This is a genomic window from Opacimonas viscosa, assembly GCF_024199005.1.
Taxonomy (GTDB): domain Bacteria; phylum Pseudomonadota; class Gammaproteobacteria; order Enterobacterales; family Alteromonadaceae; genus Opacimonas; species Opacimonas viscosa.
Genome location: NZ_JANATA010000081.1, coordinates 1 through 279, shown reverse-complemented (window position 1 = coordinate 279; position 279 = coordinate 1). Strand labels below are relative to the sequence as shown.

General features: G+C 54.8%; 1 pseudogene. It reads left to right on the top strand.

The annotated features are described in order from the left end of the window. Nucleotides 1-279: pseudogene (locus NLF92_RS12775) on the top strand (hypothetical protein); the annotation flags it as partial.

The following is a 279-nucleotide window of genomic DNA, read 5'->3' as shown; positions in this document are numbered from 1 at the left end:
GACTACCTGACTATCCCGATGACAACGGCCGGACAGGGCGTGTTTGAAGCATCGTTGCCTGAGGATGACGCCTGGCAACAGCCCGGAAAGCTGGAATATGTCTATACGGTAAATGACAGCGGAAAAGCTGTGACGTTTCCGGGCAAAGTAAGCGGTAGTCCTCAGGACTGGAACCATGTAACAGCGGGTCAGTACCACACGGTATTAATGCCAGCGAGTTCGCCTGTTGTCATTTTCGACCCGGCGGTGGATCGCGCGGCGCTGATCACACCTCAACAA